Genomic DNA, 22,931 nt, shown 5'->3' on the forward strand with positions numbered 1-22,931 from the left:
TGTCGTTGTCGTTTCGATCGTTGGCCTCAGGCAAGTCAGTTGCCAAGCCATCAAGCTGCTCTTGTAAGTTGGCTTTTTCATTTACATTCGCAATATTATCAATCTGTTTCTGAGCGATCTTAATAGTTTCATCAAGTTCAGATTTTAAGGCGTCCAATTGTGCTTTTTCAGCTGGAGTAATCGCGCCATCTTCCCCTATAGCTTTAGCAATCTCAGCATCCAATTTCTGCTTAGCTTCCTTGGCTGTTTGCAGCGATTTTTCGGCTTCGCTCAGATCTTGATTATTCTCAGTATAATTTTTGTTATCTTTAGAGCCACTATTGTTAGAAGCAGCGCCAATCACTCCTGCCGTCGCCAGCCCAGCCAACCAAGGCAAAGCACCTCGCCCTGCTTGACCAGCCTCAATCCACCATGGAGCCACCAAGCTATCATCGCCCAGAATTTGACCTTCTATATCATTTAATTCAAGACGCGTAACAAAATCGCTCACCTCCCCACTTTCAGGAATGTAGTAATGGTAGTCGCCACTTTCTGCCAAACCGATCAAAGCGCTATCAAGATTATTGTAGAAATCTTCAATGATCAAATCAGCTTCGTCAGCATTATTCTCAAAGCTGATATGCAAATCCTGTCCAACACGTTTTGTAAGGATGCGCTCAGGACCACGACCTGTCGCTTGATCGATCAATTCATAATTGACCTTATTGGATGCTTGAATAACGGTTGGTGAGCCGTCTTGAGTAATGATTGTATATTCAGCAACGGTTTGGGTAGCAGTATTTAGTTTTAAAGAAATTGTTTTCATAATTTTTTCACTATATTACATCTAAATAAAATTAAAATATTTACAAAAATCGCATCATAAGTCCAAATATCATTGCAACAAAATGATATTGTATTACAAGACAAATTTTTCATGTGATCATGAGTTTAACTAGATAAATTCAAACATGATAATTTAATTATTAAATTTAAATATTAAATTTAATAATTAGACTTGTGCTATTATTACTCGCCATAATACTAACCTTGATTGGATTTTGCAAGTTTAATCGTGAACTGTTCAGTTTATTGAATAAAAACTAATATTTATCAATAAGATATGAATATTTATTTCAGATAATTTTATTTTATTAAGTTATTGAATAAAAAACTAACTAATAAAACAAACATTAGTTACAAATTTTAATTATTAATAATAATTACAGTCCAATAAATCACTCAAATTATTTGTACTTATTACTATATTTTTTATAACTGCAATTAATTGAATTATCTCATAAATTTTATGAGCAAATGTTTATTAGGTGTTAAATATTGTGGACAAATTTTGTCCATAATATTTTAATTGTTTCACGAAAATTCAAACTGAATAAAATTCATCTGTGCATTAAAATTTATCAAGTTAAATAAACGGGTGATTTTTACATTCATGATATAATATTGGACGTTTTGGTTTACAAAACTTTAACCAATAGCAATATTCATACATGAAGGTAATTTATGTCATCTTTTACCCTACGCTGTGCCATTGTATTGGCATTAGCCCCACTGTCTGCCGCAGCATTTGCCCAAGACACTCAACCCACTGAGCCAACCGTAATCCTTGATCCTGTGATCGTCACCGCTTCAAAAACAGACGGTCTTCTGAGCCAAACCCCTGCCCGTGTGAGCGTGATTGGTGAGCGTGAGATTCGACAAAATCCTGTCTCAAACCTTGCTAAAGTTATTGAAACAGACGCAGGCATCAGCTTGAAGCAATCAGGCGGTATCGGACAAATTAGCGAAATATCCACTCGTGGCACCAATGCTAACCACACCTTGGTCTTAAAGGATGGCGCAAGACTAAATAGCCAAAATCACCTTGCACCACTTTATCCTGCGTTTTTTGACTTATCTGATGTCAGCCAAATCGAAATCGTCAAAGGTCCTGCTTCGGTACAATATGGTGCAGATGCTGTGGGCGGTGTGGTGCAGATGCGCACATCGGCACCAAGCAAATCAGGCATCCAAATTACTGGTCTTGGCGGCGAAAATAATACCTACAAAGCTTTGTTAAAGGCAGATTTGGTGACCGATACAGGGTTATATGCTAGTATCCATGGTCAGCGCTTAGAGACTGATGGTACGCGTATTTTGGATAATCAAAATCGTGATCAAAAAGCAAACTATGACCAAAAAGGCTATGGTGCTGTGATTGGATTTAGTGATGATCGTTTAAGTACCAGCATTGGCATCAGTCAAAATGAAGGAATTAGTCAATACTTCAATTATGCAACTGGCAAAAATGACGCCACTCGTGATTTTGAAAATCAGCTGATCAACGCTAAGGCTAGTTTTGACGTCAGTCAGGACTTAACCATTGCTGCGCGTTATTCAGAATTCAAAGACACTCAAGTGGTCAATGACAGCGACCCTGATCATTTTAATACCAAAAATCAAGATGCTGACATTCACGCTAAATGGTATATCGCACCCAACCAAAACATTTTAGCTGGTATAAGCTATCTAAAATCTGACTTCAAAAGCGGCGATATTAAAGATGGCAAACAAGAAATAGACAGCTACGGCTACTATTTACAGCATCAATATAACAGCGATAAAATCAATACCCAATTGGGCGTCCGCTTAGAAGATAACGACCGCTTTGGCAACCATACTGTTGGCCAAGGTGCCATCCGTTACCACTTCACGCCTGCGACCAGCGTCTATGCCAATATCGGATCAGCGTTTAGAGCGCCAGCTTTGACAGAGCTGTATTATCAGACCAGCAGCTCCCAATTACACCCCGCAGATTGGCAAAGCTGGCATACCGACCCCACCAATTGGGTTACCAGCACTTACAACACCAACGGCAATCTTAATTTACAACCTGAAGAAAGCGTAACCTACGAGATTGGATTTGACCATCACCTTAATACCAATACAAAATTTTATTTATCAGGTTATTACAGTACAATTGACAACCTGATTGCTTATGGCACCGAATCAAATGATTATGTCAATCGCATTTATAATTCCAGCTACTATAATGTCAATGAAGCAACCATGAAAGGTGCAGAAGCTGGAGTAAAATGGGCAAAAGACGGCTACTTTGCATCACTAGACTATGGCTATGTTGAGACTGAGAATAAAGCGAACAATCTTGAAATTGCCTATCGCCCTAAACAAACATTGACTTTATCTACTGGTGTTGCCAAAGATGACTATGGGGTCAATTTATCCTTAGTGGCTCGCTCAAAAGCGTTTAGCAATGGTGCGAACACCGAGCGCGTCCGCGGCTACGCCACCGTTGATGTCGGCACTTACTGGCAAGTGACGCCAAATGCCAAATTCTTTGCCAATATTGAAAATATCGGTAATACTGAATATCGCCAAGTCAGCAATTTTGGTAATGGCTGGTATGTCAATGGTGGACGCTTGACCACCGCAGGTTTGACTCTGACCTACTAATATAAACCAACTTAAAAGCCGTTCAAGATGAGCGGCTTTTTTTAGTTATGATATTGTCTTTAAAATCAAGCGGATATTTGTTATAATATTAGGTTGCCAAGAGATGTTGCGTCCTTTTGAAGCGGTTTAAAAGGTCAGGCTTGGGGCTCTGATCAAGAGCAAAACAACGACATCTGCGTTTTTAACTTTTTTAACTTAGCCTATTTTAAGGAGTGGACGCAGTGTCTGCCATTGACCCAAATTTCACTGATTATAAAGTTGCTGATATCAGCTTGGCTGATTTTGGTCGCAAAGAGATTCGCCTTGCCGAAACAGAAATGCCTGCCTTAATGGGCATTCGCAAACGCTATGCCGATGAGCAGCCACTGGCAGGCGCAAAAATCGTCGGCTGCATCCACATGACGGTACAGACAGCAGTTTTGATTGAAACTTTGGTGGCGTTAGGTGCCGAAGTTCGCTGGACATCGTGCAACATTTTTAGCACCCAAGACCATGCTGCTGCTGCCATTGCCGCCGCTGGCATTCCTGTATTTGCTTGGAAAGGCGAAACCGAAGCAGAATATGAGTGGTGCTTAGAACAACAAATCCACAAAGACAGCAAGCTATGGGACGCCAACCTAATCCTAGATGACGGTGGCGATTTGACCGCTCTGATTCATGACAAATACCCACAGATGTTAGACAGCATTCATGGCATTAGCGAAGAAACCACGACAGGCGTTCATCGTCTGATTGATATGCTGGGTAAAGGAGAACTCAAAGTCCCTGCCATCAATGTCAATGATGCGGTTACCAAATCCAAAAACGACAACAAATACGGCTGCCGCCACAGTCTTAATGACGCCATCAAGCGTGGCACTGATATGCTCTTGTCAGGTCGCCGTGCCTTGGTCATCGGCTATGGCGATGTGGGCAAAGGCTCTGCCCAAAGCTTACGCCAAGAAGGCATGATTGTGCGTGTGTCTGAGATTGACCCCATTTGTGCGATGCAAGCGTGTATGGACGGCTATGAACTGGTTTCACCGTTTGTGGGTGGCGACCAAAGCCAAGGCGTGAACACGACGCTCCTACAAGACACCGATTTGATTGTGACCACCACAGGCAACTATCATGTGTGTAATAGCGACATGTTAAAAGCCCTAAAAGCCACCGCCGTGGTGTGTAACATCGGGCATTTTGATACTGAGATTGACACCGATTTTATGCGTAAGCATTGGACATGGGAAGAAGTCAAACCCCAAGTTCACCAAGTCTATCGCTCTGATGATGACGGCGATTATCTGATTGTGCTATCCGAAGGTCGCCTTGTTAACTTAGGCAACGCCACAGGACACCCATCACGTATCATGGACGGCTCATTTGCCAACCAAGTGCTGGCACAAATCCATCTTTATCAAGAAAAATTTGCCGACTTGCCAACCGACAAAAAAGCAGACAACCTGTATGTCAAAGTCCTACCCAAAAAGCTGGACGAAGAAGTTGCGGCCGCCATGGTGGCAGGCTTTAATGGCGTGATTACCAAACTCACCCAAGAACAAGCCGACTACATCGGCGTGCCTGTTGAAGGTCCCTTTAAGGCAGATGAGTATAAGTACTAATCAGTTTTGTATCACTCTTAGCTTTATCAAAGCGGTAAGTTCATTACCGCTTTTTTTTATTTAATCATAAATGATTGATGCTTGATACATCAGCACCGCACTTTTTACTAACTTAAAACCTTAACAGCTCACCCCAAAGGCAACGGGCGACAAGCACAGCTTTTTAAAGACTATCCAAGCGATGACATCCAAACCACAAGGTGTTGACTTCCTCCCCGCCCTATCGTTTGGGGATTCCTTCTACAAGACGGTCAAGCCCGACCGCAAGAATGTTTTTACTGGCATTAATATCTCTATCATGCCGTGCGCCACACTTTGCACAAGTCCATTCTCTGATTCGCAAACCTGCTCTACCTTTCGGACTACTGGACATATCGCCACAGCATGAACAAGTTTGGGTAGTGTATCGCTCTGATACGATTTCCAAGCGACAGCCTGTCTGCTGACATTTGTATTCCAGTTGTCGCTTTAATTCAAACCAACCAGCATCATAGACGCTTTTAGCCAGTTTGCCTTTTTTACTGTTAAATTGGGTGGTTTTCACATCACCGACCACGATTAGGGCATTGTCTTTGACTAATTGGGTGGTGAATTTATGAATTAAGTCTAACCTTGTATTTTTAATCTTGGCATGGATTGCTTTCACGCGTTGTTTGTTTTTGGCTCTTTGGGCTATCGCTAATTGTTTTGCATATTTGAGCGTTTGCTTAATGGTTAGCTTGTCACCGTTTGAGGTGGTCGCACTGTCTTTTAAACCAAGATCAATACCAACCGAACCTGTGCCACAAGTTTGTTTTGGATAGTTCTTGACAGTGAGACACGCATACCAACGATTACGGCTGTCTTGCACAATCTCACAGGTGTTAATTTGATATAGTGATAGGTTGTAGCTGTCCCATAGGTCAATGACTAGCTTTTGTCCTTTGGCTAGGGATAGTTGCAAGGTGGATTTTAAGCCCTTTTTACCGCTTTGTCGTGTCGCTAGGTGTTTGATGGCTGATTTCTTAAAGGGTATCCAGCCCAATGATTTGTGCTTAGATTTAGGGTTGTTGGTTCGCCACTTAAGCTTAGCTTTTTTAAATTGGCGACGCGATTTGGCGTGTATTTCATTGATGGCTTGAATGGTTTGAGAATGTAAGCCTAGTAGCTCACCACTGCCTTTGGTGTAGTCGTTTAAATCATAGGCAGATAAGAATTTGCCTGTGCGCTGTAAATATTTATAACCCAAGTCATTGACATAATTCCACACGAAATTGACTAAACCGCTTAGGTGGTTTAGTTGGTCTGTGTGTTTGTCTCGTATGCGTAGCTTGAGTGTTTTCATGGGTTTATTATATCATTTTATTAAGCTAAGAGAATAAAAAGTGAGATTTACCGCCTGATATCCACCGCCTAAAGTCGGTGGTTTTACGGCGGTGATGGATAAAATGAGTTTTAATGGCATATTTTTGTAAGATTTATCTCATCAAAAGCGTCTTATAAATATCTATGATCCAACAAGGAGCCGTTATGACAAAGCCACGCTTACGATCGCATGCCTGCGCCATCAGTCTTGGTATCTTTGCCAGTCTTAGTATGCTATCTGCTTGCGGTAAACCCAACGACATCCAAACCCAATCCATAACACATCAAGACATGCTGCCTAGCGACACCTTGGCGCAGTTATCCACCCTGCCCCAGCTCACCCAAGGCTTGGGCGCCACAGGCAAAAGCGTCATTGACCCAAATAAGCCCACCTTGGTCAAGTTTTGGGCAAGCTGGTGCCCTTTATGCCTATCCACCTTGCAAGAAACGCATGACTGGCGTGGCGACCCCAATTTGGCAGGCTTTAACATCATCACTGTTGCCAGCCCCACTCACTTAAACGAAAAAAATACCCAAGACTTTACCAACTGGTATCAAGCGCTGCAAGCCGATTATCCCAATCTGCCTGTGCTTATTGACAGCAGCGGTCAGCTCATTAAATCACTGGGCATACAAGTCTATCCCAGCTGGGCGATATTGGATAAAAACGGGCAACTTGTCTATCTAAATAAGGGCAATCTTAGCGTTGAGCAAGTGTCTTATTTGGCAAAAAACCCACAAGCATTGAGCGAGCTTAAAGCCCAAAGCCACCAAACTGCCATGCCCACCAAAGACAAAGACGGTGTGCATTATAACGACCAAGGCACGCCCCTAAATACCAAAACCATCTATTTGGCGGGCGGCTGTTTTTGGGGTGTGGAAGCCTATTTTGAGCGGATTGATGGTGTGGTAGATGCCGTCAGTGGCTATGCCAATGGCGATGAAACCCTCAAAAACCCAAGCTATGAACAAGTCATCGCAGGCTCAGGACACGCCGAGACGGTCAAAGTGGTCTATGATGCCGATAAAATGGATTTGGACACCCTGCTACGCTATTATTTTAGAATCATTGACCCAACCAGCGTCAATAAACAAGGCAATGACCGTGGCATACAGTATCGCACGGGCGTTTATTATACCGACCCAACCGACAAGGCAGTCATTGATCACGCCTTAAATGAATTACAGCAAAAATACAAAGCCCCCATTGTGGTAGAAAATCTGCCCCTAAGCCATTTTGCCCTTGCCGAAGACTATCACCAAGATTATTTGACCAAAAACCCAAATGGCTACTGTCATGTGGATTTAAGCCTTGCTAATGATAAAATTATCAGCAAAGCCCAAACCCTGCCCAAGGCAAGCACCATTCAAGAAGCCCTTGACCCCAGACGCTATCAAGCGTTTGATAAGGATAATTTAAAAAACACCCTAACCAAAGCTCAATATAACATCACCCAAAACGCAGGCACAGAGCGAGCATTTAGCCATGCCTATGACCATTTGTTTGATGATGGACTGTATGTGGATATTGTCAGCGGTGAGCCCCTGTTTTTATCCACCGACAAATACAACTCAGGCTGTGGCTGGCCAAGCTTTACCAAACCGATTGACCCACAAGTCATCACCGAGCATACCGACACCAGCTATAACATGGTACGCACCGAAGTACGCTCACGCATTGCCGATTCGCATTTGGGGCATGTGTTCCCTGACGGTCCAAAGGCACGGGGCGGACTGCGGTATTGTATCAATGGCGACGCCTTAAAATTCATTCCCAAAGCGGATATGGACAAACACGGCTACGGGGCGTTATTACCACTGATCAAACCTGCTCAGCCTTAAAGCAAACTGATAATGGCACAGCTTAGGTTGTGCCATTATTAATTCACTCAAAAAATCACGCCAAATCATTCAAAAAAGCTGTCATAATTTGATTCAAACTTATCAAAACTTGCTATAATAGCAAAATTTCAGTCATTTTTGAGATTGCTTCATGACACACACCTTAGACCGCTTGACTGCCATTGAGCAGCTGCTTGGCGAGTTAAAAAACGACTTACAAGCCACACCCAGCCATACGTCTAGCCAAGCAAAAACCACCAAAGTGCCGTTTTCTTTTGAGTTTTTTCCTGTCAAGACAGACGATGGGCAGGTGAAGCTGATGAAAACTTTTGATGAGCTCAATGCGCTAAATCCCACTTATTTTAGCGTGACTTATGGGGCGGGTGGTTCGACACGCGCACGCACACTGGGCATCGTTGAAGCCTTGATTCAGCAATCAAATACCCCCATTGCACCGCACATGTCATGTATCGGCGATACCAAAAGTGAGATTGCTGAGCTGCTTGAATTTTATAAATCACTGGGCGTCGACCGCGTGGTGGCTTTGCGTGGTGACTTACCATCTGGTCAAGTGGGTTATGGTGAGCTGCCTTTTGCGCTGGATTTGGTCAAATATATCCGCGAGCACAGCGGTGATTATTTTTCGATCAAGGTAGCAGCTTATCCAGAGATGCACCCACAAGCCAAAAATTTTGAAGCTGATATTGATAATTTGGTCGCCAAATATCATGCTGGCGCCAATGAAGCGATTACGCAGTTTTTTTATAATCCTGACAGCTATCTGTATTTGCGCGACCGCTTGGCAAAAAAAGGCGTGCATCAGGACGATTTTCCCATCATCGCAGGGATCATGCCCATCACCAATGCCTCAAACATCATCCGCTTCGCTGATGCTTGCGGTGCTGACATTCCTCGCTATATTCGCAAGCAGCTGGCTGACTTTGGCGATGATCGCAAAGCCATTCGAGCATTTGGCTATGACGTGGTGCACCATTTGTGCGAGCGCCTCATCCAAGAAGGCGTGCCTGCCTTGCATTTTTATAGCATGAACAACACCGAACCCAATAAGACTCTAGTGACTGAGCTGGGTCTGATTTAAGCTGTTTGACTGGTCAAATCATGCCAAGATTTTTTATTAATACACCGCTCACCACCGATCTGATTGGACAAAGCATGACCTTGCCTGATGATGTCACACATCACTGGTGTAAGGTGCTGCGCGCCTCTGTTGGCGATCGTGCTTTTTTGTTTGATGGGATGGGCGGTGAGTACGCCGTGACACTCACGCACATCAATAAAAAATCTGCCAGCGTTAAGATCGATGAGTACGATCCCATCAATCGTGTGCCAGTTTTTCAAGCAAGCATTGGTCTTGTGATGAGCCGCGGCGATCGTATGGATTACGCGATCCAAAAAGCCACCGAAATGGGCGTATCTCAGATCCATTTGCTGACCAGTGATCGCTGCCAAGCTCACCTAAAATACGAAAGAGATTTTAAGAAACTCACGCATTGGCAAGGTGTCGCCATCGCTGCTTGTGAGCAGTGTGGCATGAATATTGTCCCAAAAATCATCGCGCCCATCTCGCTTGATGAATGGGTGGCGACTTGTCAAGATAAGCTTAAACTGGTGCTTGCACTCAGTGAAGATAAACCTACCTTTGATAAGCCATTACCAAAACACATCAGTCTATTGATCGGTGCTGAAGGTGGCTTGAGCCCACGAGAGATTGATTTGGCGATCAGTCATGGCTTTATGCCATGGCGGATTGGTGAGCGCGTGCTGCGTACAGAGACTGCGCCTGTGGTTGCCTTGAGTGCATTGACCATTTTGGCTGACACCTGACTCTTTGACCCAATTTAATTAGCCGTATAATGCCTGCCATAGTCGCACCGCCTGCGCCATTGACTTGACATCATGCACACGCACAATATGCGCGCCCTGCTGTAGCGCAATAAAATGTGCAAGCGTCCCCAAATTATCTCGATCAATCGGTTGATGATTCTTAAGATAGTCAAGTCCGCTATTGGTTAAAATCTCACCCAAAAATCGCTTACGAGACACGCCAAACAGCATAGGCAGCTTAAAATGCTCAATGACCTGCTGTAAATTTTGCATGATTTGGATATGATGCTCATAAGTTTTTGAAAACCCCATACCGATATCGATGATGATTTTGTCTTGCTTGATGCCTGAAGCTATCGCCCCATTCACCCTATCTTCTAGCTCAGTGATAATCTCACCAAGTACATCTTCGTAATTTGCAAGTGTATTCATCGTCTGAGTCATAGTATCAGGTGCGCCGCGGCTATGCATGATGACCACAGGACACCCAAGCTCAGCGACCACATCACGCGCACCCTCTCGGCTAAGACCGCGCACATCATTGACAATGTCAGCACCTGCGCCAATCGCTTCTTGCATCACCAAAGGGTCACTGGTATCGACAGACAACCACAGCACATCACCAAAATTTTCACGAATGGCGCTAATGATAGGGATCACACGCTCAAGCTCTTCATCGGTACTCACTTTTGGCGCATGGGGGCGTGTGGATTCTCCACCAATATCAATGATATCAGCGCCATAAGCGATCATTTGCTCGGCATGACCCAAAGCAGCATCCAAATGGTTAAAACGCCCTCCATCCGAAAATGAATCTGGTGTGACATTGAGTACGCCCATCACTTTTGGCACATCAAAAGTCATGACCTTATCACGGTGGCGAATGGAGTTGGTCGTAGAATCAGACATAAAACACACTCAAGCTTAAAAATACCTTATAATACCATAACTTGATTTTTTGGGTAGGTCATCCCCATTAAAGCATTTTAAATTTCAATTTTAAGGATTTATATTGCAATATTTTGACAGACACGAAGGCGGAGAAAATGCCATTTTGGTTCATTTGGACATTCACCAGATCGCAGATCCAGATGACTTAGAAGAATTTCGCCTGTTGGTGCACTCAGCAGGCGCCAATGAAGTAGAAATCGTCACAGGCAGCCGCAGTAAGCCCCATGCCAAATACTTTGTCGGCACAGGTAAAGCCGAAGAAATCGCAGCGGCGGTCAAGCGCTTTCGTGATGCTAACGAAGAGGATGCTGATAACATCATTGTCATTTTTAATCACACGCTCACCCCAAGTCAGGAGCGTAACTTAGAATCACTGATCAAATGCCGTGTACTTGATCGCACAGGGCTTATCTTGGATATTTTTGCGCAGCGTGCACGCACTTATGAAGGTAAATTACAAGTTGAGCTAGCACAGCTTAATCACCTTGCCACGCGTCTTGTGCGCGGCTGGACGCATCTTGAACGCCAAAAAGGCGGTATCGGACTGCGCGGTCCTGGTGAAACTCAGCTGGAAACGGATCGCCGATTGCTTCAAATTCGGGTCACGCAGCTCAAAGCCAAACTTGATAAAGTCAAACAAACCCGCAAACAAGGTCGTGCTAAGCGCCAAAAATCAGACATACCAACCGTGTCATTGGTCGGCTATACCAACGCAGGCAAATCAACGCTATTTAACCGCTTGACCGACGATAATATCTATGCTGCCGATCAGCTTTTTGCTACGCTTGATCCGACGCTGCGCCGTGTGAAATGGCCGGGTGTGGGCAATGTAGTATTGGCAGACACAGTGGGATTTGTGCGCCATTTGCCGCACGAGCTGGTAGAAAGCTTTCATGCCACGCTAGAAGAGACGCTTGAGGCGGATTTATTGCTGCATGTGATCGATACCGCCAGTGAAGATATGCATGCCCAAATCGAGGCGGTGAATGATGTGCTTGAGCAAATACAGGCGGATGCGCCGATTTTATTGGTATTTAATAAGATTGATAAAAGTGGCGAGCCTGCCAAAGTACATTATCAAGACCAAGGCGTGCCGCATCGGGTTTATGTGTCTGCCAAAGACAATCTGGGCATGGATCAGCTGATGTTAGCAGTCCAAGAGCTGTTATCAGGGCATTTAAATCATTACACACTGACTTTGCCCCACCATGCAGGCGCCCTAAAAAACACCCTGCACGAGCTTGACGTGATTGAGTCAGAAAGCTTTGATGAGCTGGGTCATCAAGTACTGGGTGTGCGCCTGTCGCCTGCTAAGCTGACTCAGCTACTTGGGCAATACGCACTGAATCCCAATCAAGTCCTGCCCTCAGATCAGGCCAAAAGCTTAGAACCTGTGCTTGAGCCATTTGAAGAAGTGCTTAAGCAACATGATGATAAGTCAGACGATCAGCTGAATCCCTTTTGCTTATAATCAAAAAAGACTGCTTCATAAAGCAGTCTTTTTTGGTGCTGTCGCAATTAAAAATTAGCCATTAAATTTTTGTAGCGACGCAATCCGATCATCCAAAGTCGGATGTGAGCGGAATAAACTGGCAATGCTAAAGCCTTGAGATTGACCACTTGCGATGGCAAATGCTTTCATTGATTCAGGCATTTGATCTGGACGCGCTTCGGCAGGACGCAGGGCATTGAGAGCGCTGATCATCTTATCACGACCAGCCAGGCGTGCGCCCATCTCATCAGCACGGTATTCACGCAGGCGCGAGAACCACATGACGATCGCTGATGCCAAAATACCCAACAAAATATCCATCACGATACTGGTCACAAAATAGGCAATGCCTGGCGAATCACTTTCATTCTTAAAGATCGCACGATCCACAAAATTACCAATAATACGCGCAAAGAACATTACAAAGGCATTGACCACGCCTTGAATCAGCGCCAAAGTCACCATATCACCGTTGGCGACGTGACCGATTTCGTGCGCAAGCACCGCTTCGACTTCATCAGGTGTCATCGTATGGATAAGGCCTGACGATACAGCAACCAATGCTTTATTTTTATTCCAGCCAGTGGCAAATGCGTTGGGCTGAGCATTATCAAAAATACCCACTTCAGGCATGCCAATGCCAACTTCACGCGCTTGGCGAGCGACGGTGTCGACCAGCCACTGCTCTGTGCCATTTCTTGGGGTATCAATCACGACGGTGCCGGTTGATTTTTTAGCCATCCACTTGGACAAAAACAACGAAATGACCGAACCAATCATACCGTACAATAAACACATCACCGCCAAGCTGACATAGTTCAGCCCGCCCGCACCATGGACACTACCCAAGCCAAAGACCTGCGAGAGCACCATGAAAACGATGCTAAAGACGATCAATACGGCTAAGTTGGTTAATAAGAATAAACCAATTCGCATCATCTGTGAATTTCCTTTTATAAATCAAAAATATAACTGACAAAAGTCTTACTATTATAATGATAAATACGCAAAATAAAAGGCAAAAACTTCGACTCATCAAAGTTTTTGCCTGTATAGACACAAAAAGCTAACAACTTTTTGGGTTTAAGCAATTTTAATCCATCCTAAACGGAAGATCTCATTACTCATTGTTTGAAAAATAAATACGCGCAGAGGCTTCACGGCTAATCACAGGATTGCTTGGCGCCGCTTGGGTGACTGGCTGAGCATAGGAAGTCGTTGTGGTATTCACCTGTGCTGCTGGTGTGCTGTTCATCGCAAGCATAGTGCGATTGGCGTCATAGCCTTGATACAGCGCTGCATCCAGACGATAGATGTTATTATAGCGATCATTGACCTTGACCACATAGTTTCTGGTCTCACGAAATGGAGGAATGCCGCCGTGCTTTCTGACATTACCAGGACCTGCATTATAAGCTGCGATCACATGGTTTGGATTGCTAAATTGACGCTGCAAATATGCCAAATACTTGGTGCCGCCTTCGATGTTTTGGGCAGGATCCCACGCATTATACACACCCATATCACGAGCTGTGCCTGGCATTAGCTGCATCAGACCCATGGCACCCACGCGTGAACGCGCATTGGGATTAAAGCTTGACTCGGTGTGTATGACCGCCTTAATTAAGCCAGGATCTACGCCATGTCTTGCCGCAGATTCTCGGATCAGATGATCGTAGGCGCTACGCTCAGAATAGCCACCTGAATAGCTTGAATAATTACTTACCGCAAAATTGGCAGAAAAGTTGGTCGCAGACTCACCATTGGTATACAAACGGCTAACCACTTGAGGCTCACTGCTTAATCTGGTGAATTTTTGGGAATTGCTGGTATTGGTTTGCAAATTGGTCAATAGGCTAGACTCTACAGCGTTTTGACTATTTGCTAAAGTATAGGCTGTTGCCACAGTCGCATTGGCAGAGCCTTGAGGCGCAATATAAACCGAGACAGGGTTTTGGGCAAATGCACTACCGCTAAGCATGCCAAATGTCACTAAAGTCAGGGCATTTACATGGATTTTTGAAGTTTGCATATCGTCTGTTCGTCTTTTCTTCGGTAAAAAATTTGGCACATTATATCACAAAATTAATAAATAACATGATGAAACACTCATAACTACAAAATGCTACACTTTAGAAACACATAAACCCAACCATTTTTCTAAACTTTCAACAGTTTTGCTTGTTATTTGAAGCAGATCAGAGCGCTTTATTCATGAGATTATGTTATAAATAAAACACCCATTTACAGAGATTTTATTTTAAGACAGCCACCAAAGCACAGCCACAGGCAGCCACATGGCAGTCACCAAGCCATTGATCGCCAAGCCAAACGCTGCATAGCGCCCTGCTGTCGGACTGATCGTCCATGCTTCTACTGTACCGATGGCATGCGCCACCAATCCCAATGCCAAGCCTTGAGCGCGTTCATCGTGAATATTTTTAAATAAAATTCGGCACATGCCTGCACCCAAAATACCAGAAACGATGATGATCAAATTTGCCATCACCAAAGGCGCGCCAATGATTTGTGCAACCGACAATCCCACAGGCGTCGTGACAGAACGCGTCGCAAATGCCAAGATGGTATCCATATTAAGCGCAAACAGGTAGCTCAAAGACATCGGCAATATCGCCCCGACGATACTTGCCAATATCACCACCACACCCAGTTTTTTGACTGGCAAACCCTTAAAATCCATCCCTGCCAAGGGCACCGCCAACAGCACCGTACTATAACCAAGTAAGCGATCAAAAACAGGTCTGGCATGTGCGTAATAAGTATGATAATCAAGCCCAATGATGAATAACAAAAGTAGCGTCAATACAATGGCGACGATGATCATGGGCACGCCTTTGATAAACTTATTTAAGTAGCGCAGGACATATTTGGCGCCGACATGCGCAATCAAAGTGATGATAAAGGCGATCAAAATGGTGGTTGTATCAAGCATCATAACGCACCTCTGTCATTTTTGGCGTCGCGACCGGCAAGCCATAGTGCAGATAATTTGGCAAATGCCCAAAGCGGAATGAGAGTGCTGATAATAATGACTGCTGAGACCGGTAGCAAATCCTCGCCCAGTCCAAACAGCAAAATCCCTGCGCCTGCCGAAACCGGCAAAAAAGCAAAACCGCTATCAACCAGCAAGGTGCTTGCTGAACTTGATAACCATGTCGGCAGCCCTACCGTCATGCGCACACCTACCAGCACGACAAATAAGCTCACCAAACCCACGATATTTGCCGCCGTCGGCATCCCAAGCCAAGTACACACCACCAATGCCAGCTCACGAAACCCTACCACAATGGCGACTGTTCCTATCATTCCTAGCCAAAATCTTTTACTGCCCAACTTAAGCGTCATCGTTATTCCTTTAATATAAGCATCAAATATCAGCGGGTGTTTTACGATAGCTTACATTGAAACACCTGCTCAGTTCAAGGTCAAGCAGATGACCGATATATTCACTATTTTTATCAATGATACTAAAAGTTGCTAAATCCGCGATAATGATCGGCTTTGTTTGGCATTATTTTTGCTATCACTCTTTTAAAATAGGCTTTTAATCCCAATATACTCATCAGCTTTTGGAGAAAATTTGATGAATGAAAAGCCAGGATTTGTTATTAGAATATTTTTATAAAATGATAAATTTATATTTTTAATAAAAGCATGGCTAAGCCTTTCGCTGAGTTGAAAGCTACGCCAAAAGCCAGTATAATGAAATGTTTTTGACGCCGACCAAGAGACAAAATGCACATGAGTGAAAATAATCATATCACCGAAGATCACGACGCTTCTTCATCACAGTTAGGTGCACTGATTCGCCTAGGCAAGGAGCAAGGCTATCTCACCTATGCCGAAGTAAACGATCAATTACCAGAGTCCGTCACCGAAAGCGATCAAATTGAAGACATCATTCAGATGCTGACTGACGTGGGCATTCAAGTATTTGAAGTAGCCCCAGATGATGACGATATTTTGTTATCAGACACTGGTAGCGATGATGACATGGCAACAGATGAAGCGGCGGCGGTATTAGCATCTGTTGAGACTGAGCCAGGACGCACCACCGATCCTGTGCGTATGTACATGCGCGAAATGGGGACGGTCGATCTGCTGACCCGTGAAGGCGAGATTGGTATCGCCAAGCGCATCGAAGAAGGCACTCGTGAAGTTCAGTATATCATGGCGTATTGGCCAGGCACGGTAAAATTTGTGCTTGATGAATATCAGCAAGTGCTTGCTAGCGAGAAAAAAATCTCCGACATCGTTTCTGGATTCTTAAGTGGCGATGACAGCGATTTTATTTTGAGCGAAGAAGAAGTTGAGTTGGATCTTGACTCACCCAAAACCACGGTCGAAGATGACGCCGAAGAAGAGGATGATGGCGAGTCTGATAGCGCTGAGCTTGATGACACCGATGATTCAAGCCTTGACCCTGAAGAAGTGCGCGTCCGTTTTGAAGAGATGCAGCGCTTATATGATGTGGCCCAAGAAGCCCTAGCTAAGCATGGGCGTGGCAGCGAAGAAGTCAAAGCAGCTTATAATGAACTGGCCAATCATTTTATGCTCATCAAACTGAATAATCGCTTATCGGATCAAGTCATGAGCTTGATGCGTGAAGTTTATGAAGATGTGCGCACCAACGAGCGCCGTATCATGAAGCTTGTGATTCGCCGCGGCAAAATGCCTATGGATGAGTTTAAAAAGACCTTCCCAAGCAATGAAACCAATGTCGAATGGCTGTCTCACCGCATCGAAGGCGGTCCTGCTTTTGCCGACACTTTGGCCAAAATTGAGCCTGAAGTGGTCGCCTTGCAGCAAAAATTGTTGGCACACGAACAAGCCCTTCAAATGGACATCCGTGATATGAAAGCAGTGGCTCGCCAGATGGCAATCGGTGAGGCCAAGGCTCGTCGCGCCAAAAAAGACATGGTGGAAGCCAACTTGCGCTTGGTGATTTCTATCGCCAAAAAGTACACCAACCGAGGCTTGCAATTCCTTGATTTGATTCAAGAAGGCAATATTGGTCTGATGAAAGCGGTGGATAAATTTGAATATCGCCGTGGTTATAAATTCTCAACCTATGCAACATGGTGGATTCGCCAAGCAATCACGCGCTCTATTGCTGACCAAGCACGCACGATCCGCATTCCTGTGCATATGATTGAAACGATTAACAAAATTAACCGCGTCAGTCGTCAGCTACTTCAAGAAATGGGTCGTGAGCCGACACCAGAGGAGCTGGGCGAGCGTCTGGATATGGATGAGGCCAAAGTGCGCAAAGTCCTAAAAATCGCTAAGGAACCTATCTCTATGGAGACGCCGATCGGTGATGATGAAGATAGCCACCTGGGTGATTTTATTGAGGATAACACCATCTCAAGTCCAATTGAAAATGCAACGGCAGAAGGTCTTCGTGAAGCAACCCGTGAGGTGCTTGACAATTTGACCGAACGAGAAGCCAAAGTACTCAAAATGCGCTTTGGTATCGACATGCCAAGCGATCATACTCTAGAGGAAGTCGGTAAGCAGTTCGATGTCACTCGTGAGCGCATTCGCCAAATCGAAGCCAAGGCACTGCGTAAACTTCGCCATCCTTCACGCTCTGAGCATTTGCGCTCTTTTTTGGAAAATGATTAATCTTAATCTCAAATCAAACCTGCTGATATCATCGGCAGGTTTTTTATTTATCCGCGCCTTTGGGTCAGCGAGTCAGACTCACCACCCTTCAAAACAAAAACTTTGCCAGAAGCAAAGTTTTTTAAGATCAAGATTAAATCCAAAGGCAGCGATAGTTGAAAAAATACTTTGATGATCAGCCTGGTAAATTGGGCGGCGTTGAAGGTTTTGGTAAAGAATTGATACCATCATCATTATCATCAGATGATTTATTCACCAGATTACCTGATTCATCAAGTTCATCATTATGATAAGCCTCGATCGCCTCTCGGATGTCATCAGGCGCTTGGGCTTTTGACTCTTCTTTGGGTTTATTGCGCCCTAAGCGGCGGACAATCGAATCAGCAAAAATGCGATTGGCTTTTTCGTCTGCGGTTTCCTCAAAAATGATCTCACCCAGACTATTAATCTTGGCGTATTTGACCGTTTGTTTACGCGGCCAAAAAAAGTCTAGGGGGCGCGTGATAAAATGATTGGTAACCATCTTATAAAGCTGCTTCCATTCCGTGAATTTCACTTCTTTTGAGCGCAGTGCAACCATCAAGGCAAGCGAAAAGCTTACCAAAAGGTTCACCAAACCAATCAGCAGCACGCCAATAAAAGACAAGAGCGCAACCTGCCAAGTCAAGTGCTCAGGCGATAGGTAATACAGTCCATGCACAAAGTTGGCAGAAGCAAAAGCAATATGGCGAATATCTAAAGGCAGTCCAAGCATATAGCCCACTGTTGCTGTACTACCCAAAAAACAGCCAAAGATAAAGTTACCCATGATAGCACCAAGGTTGGCTTCCACAAAACTACCCATCTTATCTAGCCACCGCTTTGGCATCACACTGACGAGCATCCAGTGCCTGCGTATGCGTTCACCGATTTTATTATACGCCGCCAAATTATCATAATAGCCAGCAATCAAACCAGAAACAAACAAAAACACGCCAGCGATTGCCGCATGAGGCAATGCCAAAGAGCGGATTGGGTCTAGGTCATGCAGCAGATAAGCCGCCTGCGCGCCATCGATCATCGGTGTATCATAAAAATACCCCCACGCCAGCGCAATTAATAAAGCCACTGGCATCGCCACCGAAATATTGCCCAAAATGGCGATAAACTGCGTTCGCAAAATATCAACGACCAGTTCTGACAGCTTGGCCAGTTGCTGAGTTTTTTTGCCTGATGAGCCAGAAATGGTCGATGCGATCGCTGCCGCCGTCATTGCTGGCTGCTTGGTTGCAACCGTACCCCTAGCAATATGGATAAAAACAAAGCCTAAGCCATAAATCATGCTATTCACAAAAGCGCGTCCAATGGGCGCCAATGCCAAATGATAAGACAAAGTCTTTAGGGTCGCCATAAAACCGATAAATAAGCCGCCTATGGCTGCTTTTTTATACATTTTACGGTAGCCAGTTCTATCAGTACTGATATAGTGCTCGCCAACGCGCCCTGCATTTTCGGTAACTTTACGCGATAACAGGCGCGTATTTGATTCAATCAGTGAGCTAAAACTATAACGCGTCTTGGCAGTTTGCACCACCTCAACCGTCAGATCAACGATCGCTTGATCACGCTTATGCTCTGCATCACTCACCAGCTCAACCAAAGTCCGCATACGCTGCAAACTTTGCTCAAGGCGCGCCAACATATTGGTCAGACGAATTGAGATGCCAGTTTTATACACGCGCTTTCTTAGTGTATCGACAATATCTTCACATTGCTCCACCATCACCATCAACGGGGCAGGATCAATGTCCTGATCAGGCATCACATCTGTCATCAGATCCAGCTCATGCGCCTGTCGATACTGATTGACGAATAGTACCGCTTCTTGGTTTTGTGCCACAAATGCCGCTGAATAATTGAGCAGCTCAGGATAAAAATTCATCAGCTCAGGATGCAGACCAATGCCGCTGATGCGATAAGACAGGACAACGATGGCGTTTAAGATACTGTTTTTGGCTTGAGCCACCAAACTTAGGTCTTTTTCGGCTGGGCGAATCAGCTGCACCAAAGCATCCCAGCGCTCATCTGAGATAGACTCCACCCACTTCCAATCATTACGCCGATCAAACAGATAATTAGCAAGCTCTACCACCGAATCTTCTTCGGGTAAAAGCGGCAAAAATCGATGGCTAATTAAGCGCGAAACACTGCTTGAAAAACTTTGATCTGACGCAATGCCTGTATCAGTATATAGAGTAATTTGACGATATTTATTAATTAGTCTTAAGATAAAAGCTGCTAAGCCTGACCCGTATTCAGGGTTATCGCATAATAAATCAATCAGCTCATCAAATTTGGCGTCTACAATTTCATTATCTTCATCTTCGTCAGTCACGCGCAAGGCGTCGATCAAGCGCTTTAAGGCTTCAGGCTCTGGCAGCTCTTGTAGCACGACGATACGCTGTAATATTTGTTCAAGATTTGACGTGTCGTTTTCTAACACAATTAAACTCCACTGGCAAAAATAACGCTCACAAAGTGATGAGATGCTGACCGTTTTAGCGGCGGCTCATTTATTTTTAGTTTTTAAGGGTTGGTGATAGATATGGGTGAGAAATGGGTCTGCAAAATAAAAATAATTGTTAATGTATCACATTTAAATCCATTTACCAAATTTCATCTTTTAAATTTTTGATATAAATTGTATCAAAATCTTGTGATTTTCAAATAGTTGCTATTCTTCATAGCTATAATATCATTGCCCAAATATCAATAAAAAGCTGATATGAATCAAATCGCTAACATATAATAAAAATACAGTTTAAAAAAGGACAGGCAATCATGCCCATCCTTTGATATTTTTATTGATAATTTACACAAAGAACTCATTATCAAATGCCATAATTGCACTTGATCCTGCTTGCGCCATGTCAGCATGAGCGTATAGCTTAGGCAGAACACGGGCAGTGAAGTAGTCCGCAAGCTTTTGACGCTCAGCATAAAATTCACCATCCTTACCTGCGCTTGCTTTGACAATCAGCACATACATATAAGCATAGCACAGATAGCCCGCTGCGTGTAGATAGTCCACGGCACTGGCGTTGATGGCGTGTGGGTCATTGCCTGCTTTATCAAGCAGATCAGTGGTCAGCTCACGAACACGCTCGGCAGCTTTAAGCGTGGCTGCGCCAATTTGATGATCGCAATCGCTGGCAGCAGCTTGAATTTCTTCAAGCAATGCAAACATCGCCGCGCCACCATCTTTGACGACCTTACGACCCAATAAGTCAAGTGCTTGAATGCCGTTCGTACCTTCGTAAATTTGGCTGATACGCACATCACGAACGATTTGCTCCATGCCCCACTCTTTGATATAGCCATGACCGCCAAAAACTTGCTGACAATCCACCGTCGCCTCAAAGGCTTTGTCAGTCAAAAACGCCTTGGTGATCGGCGTTAATAGCGCCACTTTGGCATTGGCATTTTGGCGCGCTGTGTCATCATCGCTGAATTTGGCAATGTCCAAGTTATTTGCCACATACATCGCAAAGGTACGCGTTGCCACACTGTTTGCTTTGGCATTCAAAAGCATACGGCGAACATCGCCAAAATTAATGATCGGATCGGCTGCTTTATCGGCAAATTTGACACCATCATCAGCGCGACCTTGCAGACGCTCTTGGGCGTAGGCTGCCGCATTTTGATAAGCCAAGACACTGGCGCCAAGACCCTGTAGACCCATGGTCACGCGCTCATAGTTCATCATGACAAACATTGCCGCCAAGCCTTTATTTTCAGGACCAACCAAATAACCTGTGGCGTTGTCAAAATTCATCACACAAGTCGCAGATGCCTTGATACCCATTTTATGCTCAATTGAGCCTGCCTGTACACCGTTACGCTCACCCAATGAGCCATCACTGTTCACCAAGAACTTTGGCACCGCAAACAAAGAAATGCCCTTTGAGCCAGCTGGCGCATCTGGCGTCTTAGCCAGCACAAGATGAATAATGTTTTCGGTCAGATCATGCTCACCGCCCGTGATGAAAATTTTGGTACCAGTAATGGCGTAGCTACCATCTTCCTTAGGTACAGCGCGCGTTTTGATGATGCCCAAATCAGTACCTGAATGGCTTTCTGTTAAGCACATCGTGCCTGCCCATTGACCTGAATACATCTTTTCAAGATATTGAGCTTTTTGCTCATCACTTGCGGTAGCCAATAAGCTTAGCGTTGCCCCGACTGTCAAAATTGGATATAGGGTAAATGATTGGTTGGTCGCAAATAGCATTTCCTCAATCAGCATGGTCACCATTTTTGGCATACCTTGACCGCCGTACTCTGGGTCACCACCCAAGCCAATCCAGCCTGCATCGGCATAAGCACGGAAGGCTTCTTGGAAGCCTGATGGCGTAGCGACTTTGCCCTCACCTAGGTATTTGGCACCTTCTTCATCACCCGACTGATTTAATGGTAACAACACTTCTGTGGCAAATTTCGCCATTTCATCAAGAATCATATCAACCGTTTGCTCATCGACATGAGACAGCTGATCTGTATTTGACCAAAATTCAGGGGCTTTGAAAACTTCTTTTAGGGTAAAACGCATCTCATCAAGCGGAGCGGTATATTGAAGCGCCATAGACTTTCCTTATTGTTAAAAATTATATAAATAAAATCAATTCATTAAGACTGTCAAAGAACATCCAAAAAATCTTTAAGCTCAGAGTTTCTTTGCACAGTCTCATTAAATCCAAAGATCACGCTGTCATTTACTA

The 22,931-nt window shown here is 44.5% G+C and carries 16 protein-coding genes; 7 read left to right on the forward strand and 9 right to left on the reverse strand.

The window, feature by feature from the left end; all coding sequences use genetic code 11:
* A partial coding sequence (locus tag B0180_RS00005; protein WP_208609367.1) for a GA-like domain-containing protein occupies positions 1–805 on the reverse strand: 805 nt, incomplete at its 3' end.
* 698 nt (positions 806–1,503) lie between these two features.
* Between B0180_RS00005 and B0180_RS00010 the strand changes: the two genes are divergently transcribed.
* Together B0180_RS00010 and ahcY are read left to right on the forward strand one after the other, a co-directional pair.
* Positions 1,504–3,453 carry a TonB-dependent receptor plug domain-containing protein gene (locus B0180_RS00010; RefSeq protein WP_078255102.1) on the forward strand — a complete coding sequence of 650 codons (1,950 nt, stop codon included), beginning with the start codon at positions 1,504–1,506 and terminating at the stop codon, positions 3,451–3,453.
* Between the two features lie 221 nt (positions 3,454–3,674).
* Positions 3,675–5,051: an adenosylhomocysteinase gene (gene ahcY, locus B0180_RS00015; protein WP_143821246.1), complete on the forward strand. Its 1,377-nt coding sequence runs from the start codon at positions 3,675–3,677 to the stop codon at positions 5,049–5,051.
* A gap of 220 nt (positions 5,052–5,271) precedes the next feature.
* On the opposite strand, the gene B0180_RS00020 is transcribed toward ahcY, so the two are convergent.
* Positions 5,272–6,375 carry an RNA-guided endonuclease InsQ/TnpB family protein gene (locus B0180_RS00020; protein WP_078255104.1) on the reverse strand — a complete coding sequence of 368 codons (1,104 nt, stop codon included), beginning with the start codon at positions 6,373–6,375 and terminating at the stop codon, positions 5,272–5,274.
* Between the two features lie 185 nt (positions 6,376–6,560).
* On the opposite strand from B0180_RS00020, the gene msrAB reads away from it, so the two are divergent.
* From msrAB to B0180_RS00035, 3 genes are all read left to right on the forward strand, one after another.
* Complete coding sequence (msrAB, locus tag B0180_RS00025) at positions 6,561–8,237, forward strand: bifunctional peptide-methionine (S)-S-oxide reductase MsrA/peptide-methionine (R)-S-oxide reductase MsrB (protein ID WP_078255105.1); 1,677 nt, start codon at positions 6,561–6,563, stop codon at positions 8,235–8,237.
* Between the two features lie 151 nt (positions 8,238–8,388).
* Positions 8,389–9,336 (forward strand): methylenetetrahydrofolate reductase [NAD(P)H], encoded by a 948-nt coding sequence (gene metF / locus B0180_RS00030; RefSeq protein ID WP_078255106.1) that lies wholly within the window; start codon positions 8,389–8,391, stop codon positions 9,334–9,336.
* A 20-nt stretch (positions 9,337–9,356) separates the two neighbouring features.
* Positions 9,357–10,082, forward strand: coding sequence for a 16S rRNA (uracil(1498)-N(3))-methyltransferase (locus B0180_RS00035; protein WP_078255107.1), 726 nt, complete (start codon positions 9,357–9,359; stop codon positions 10,080–10,082).
* Positions 10,083–10,100: 18 nt separating this feature from the next.
* On the opposite strand, the gene folP is transcribed toward B0180_RS00035, so the two are convergent.
* The gene (gene folP, locus B0180_RS00040; protein ID WP_078255108.1) at positions 10,101–10,991 is read right to left on the reverse strand and encodes a dihydropteroate synthase; all 891 of its coding nucleotides are present in this window, start codon (positions 10,989–10,991) and stop codon (positions 10,101–10,103) included.
* A 103-nt stretch (positions 10,992–11,094) separates the two neighbouring features.
* Here folP and hflX point away from each other — a divergent pair, with 103 nt between their 5' ends.
* Positions 11,095–12,504: a ribosome rescue GTPase HflX gene (gene hflX / locus B0180_RS00045; protein WP_078255109.1), complete on the forward strand. Its 1,410-nt coding sequence runs from the start codon at positions 11,095–11,097 to the stop codon at positions 12,502–12,504.
* 54 nt (positions 12,505–12,558) lie between these two features.
* On the opposite strand, the gene htpX is transcribed toward hflX, so the two are convergent.
* From htpX to B0180_RS00065, 4 genes are all read right to left on the reverse strand, one after another.
* A complete protein-coding gene (gene htpX / locus B0180_RS00050) occupies positions 12,559–13,464 on the reverse strand; it encodes a protease HtpX (protein ID WP_078255110.1) in 906 nt (301 codons plus the stop codon).
* A 181-nt stretch (positions 13,465–13,645) separates the two neighbouring features.
* A complete protein-coding gene (locus tag B0180_RS00055) occupies positions 13,646–14,557 on the reverse strand; it encodes a lytic transglycosylase domain-containing protein (protein WP_078255111.1) in 912 nt (303 codons plus the stop codon).
* A 228-nt stretch (positions 14,558–14,785) separates the two neighbouring features.
* Entirely contained in the window at positions 14,786–15,478 is a 693-nt protein-coding gene (locus B0180_RS00060; protein ID WP_049236303.1) for an LrgB family protein, read from the reverse strand.
* On the reverse strand, positions 15,478–15,891 hold the full coding sequence (locus tag B0180_RS00065) for a hypothetical protein (RefSeq protein ID WP_049236164.1): 414 nt from the start codon (positions 15,889–15,891) through the stop codon (positions 15,478–15,480). The genes B0180_RS00060 and B0180_RS00065 overlap by 1 nt, the downstream gene beginning before the upstream one ends.
* 396 nt (positions 15,892–16,287) lie before the next feature.
* On the opposite strand from B0180_RS00065, the gene rpoD reads away from it, so the two are divergent.
* Entirely contained in the window at positions 16,288–18,174 is a 1,887-nt protein-coding gene (gene rpoD, locus B0180_RS00075; RefSeq protein WP_078255113.1) for an RNA polymerase sigma factor RpoD, read from the forward strand.
* A 175-nt stretch (positions 18,175–18,349) separates the two neighbouring features.
* Here rpoD and B0180_RS00080 read toward each other — a convergent pair whose 3' ends face one another.
* The gene (locus B0180_RS00080) at positions 18,350–20,656 is read right to left on the reverse strand and encodes a site-specific recombinase (protein ID WP_407666560.1); all 2,307 of its coding nucleotides are present in this window, start codon (positions 20,654–20,656) and stop codon (positions 18,350–18,352) included.
* 369 nt (positions 20,657–21,025) lie between these two features.
* The gene (locus tag B0180_RS00085) at positions 21,026–22,795 is read right to left on the reverse strand and encodes an acyl-CoA dehydrogenase C-terminal domain-containing protein (RefSeq protein ID WP_078255115.1); all 1,770 of its coding nucleotides are present in this window, start codon (positions 22,793–22,795) and stop codon (positions 21,026–21,028) included.
* Between the last annotated feature and the right edge of the window lie 136 nt (positions 22,796–22,931).

This window comes from Moraxella canis (genome assembly GCF_002014965.1).
Classification (GTDB): Bacteria; Pseudomonadota; Gammaproteobacteria; order Pseudomonadales; family Moraxellaceae; genus Moraxella; species Moraxella canis.

What these genes read in the sequence shown, in the direction of transcription:
- B0180_RS00010 (WP_078255102.1), top strand. Translation starts at nt 1,504, where the DNA reads ATGTCATCTTTTACCCTACGCTGTGCCATTGTATTGGCATTAGCCCCA.
- B0180_RS00020 (WP_078255104.1), bottom strand. Translation starts at nt 6,375, where the DNA reads ATGAAAACACTCAAGCTACGCATACGAGACAAACACACAGACCAACTA.
- msrAB (WP_078255105.1), top strand. Translation starts at nt 6,561, where the DNA reads ATGACAAAGCCACGCTTACGATCGCATGCCTGCGCCATCAGTCTTGGT.
- metF (WP_078255106.1), top strand. Translation starts at nt 8,389, where the DNA reads ATGACACACACCTTAGACCGCTTGACTGCCATTGAGCAGCTGCTTGGC.
- B0180_RS00035 (WP_078255107.1), top strand. Translation starts at nt 9,357, where the DNA reads ATGCCAAGATTTTTTATTAATACACCGCTCACCACCGATCTGATTGGA.
- folP (WP_078255108.1), bottom strand. Translation starts at nt 10,991, where the DNA reads ATGTCTGATTCTACGACCAACTCCATTCGCCACCGTGATAAGGTCATG.
- htpX (WP_078255110.1), bottom strand. Translation starts at nt 13,464, where the DNA reads ATGATGCGAATTGGTTTATTCTTATTAACCAACTTAGCCGTATTGATC.
- B0180_RS00055 (WP_078255111.1), bottom strand. Translation starts at nt 14,557, where the DNA reads ATGCAAACTTCAAAAATCCATGTAAATGCCCTGACTTTAGTGACATTT.
- B0180_RS00060 (WP_049236303.1), bottom strand. Translation starts at nt 15,478, where the DNA reads ATGCTTGATACAACCACCATTTTGATCGCCTTTATCATCACTTTGATT.
- B0180_RS00065 (WP_049236164.1), bottom strand. Translation starts at nt 15,891, where the DNA reads ATGACGCTTAAGTTGGGCAGTAAAAGATTTTGGCTAGGAATGATAGGA.
- rpoD (WP_078255113.1), top strand. Translation starts at nt 16,288, where the DNA reads ATGAGTGAAAATAATCATATCACCGAAGATCACGACGCTTCTTCATCA.
- B0180_RS00085 (WP_078255115.1), bottom strand. Translation starts at nt 22,795, where the DNA reads ATGGCGCTTCAATATACCGCTCCGCTTGATGAGATGCGTTTTACCCTA.